Annotated in this window: 1 protein-coding gene; it reads right to left on the minus strand. The window is 46.4% G+C overall.

Annotated elements, in window-relative coordinates:
• Positions 1–969: flagellin (locus KI743_RS24450; RefSeq protein ID WP_285468585.1), on the minus strand; the 969-nt coding region annotated here is incomplete at both ends.

Genomic DNA, 969 nt, shown 5'->3' on the forward strand with positions numbered 1-969 from the left:
CTTTCGCGAAGTCTGTGTCTTTAATACGGCTCTTAGATGCATTCACGTTTTCGTTGATGTTATCTAAGTTGTTGATAGCGTGGTCGAAGCGGTTCTGGAATGCACCCAGCTCTGCACGGTGGCTATCTACGTACTTCAGTGCAGCATCGATGATAGCAACAGATTCTTGTGCGCCACCTACCGATGTTACGTCGATAGTATCAACCGTTACTTCTTTACCACCTTGAATGCCAAGCTCACCCGCAAGACCACCAGAGAAGTCTACGTTGCCGTCTACTTTGTTGTTACCTGCGAACATTTGGAGCTTGCCATCTTCAGTTACAGACGCTTTTACAGAGTCTTGTTGACCGTTGATGTAAGTTGCTAGCTCTTCGATGTCGTCGCCTGCTTTTGCATTGATGTCGATTTCTTGAGCTTGACCAAAGTTATCTGTGAACGTCATTTTCAGGTCGTTAGAGCCTGCTTGAACGTTCCAGTTCTTGTCTTTTGCACTCTCAGTTTGGTAGCTTTTACCACCCATTTGAGCGTTGTCTGAACGCATGTCTTTCAGCTCAAGCATTACAGCTTCACCGTTGTCTGCACCGATTTGGAAAGACTTAGTACCGTGTGTACCGTTCAGAAGCTTGTTGCCACCAAAAGAGGTTGTTTCTGCGATACGGTTTAATTCGTCGTTCAGTGCTGTTACTTCTTCTTGAATCGCTACACGCTCAGACTTAGAGTTTGAACCGTTTGCAGATTGTAGAGAAAGGTCACGCATACGTTGCAGGATGTTTGTTGTCTCGTTCATTGCACCTTCAGCAGTTTGTGCAATCGAGATACCGTCGTTCGCGTTACGTACTGCTACGTCTAGACCGCGGCTTTGTACGTTCAAACGGTTAGAGATTTGTAGGCCCGCAGCGTCATCTTTTGCGCTGTTGATTTTAGAGCCAGAAGCTAGACGCTCCATAGAAGTCTGTTGAGCGCTGTTTG

It is taken from the genome of Vibrio sp. D420a (assembly GCF_030248625.1).
Taxonomy (GTDB): Bacteria; Pseudomonadota; Gammaproteobacteria; order Enterobacterales; family Vibrionaceae; genus Vibrio; species Vibrio fortis_A.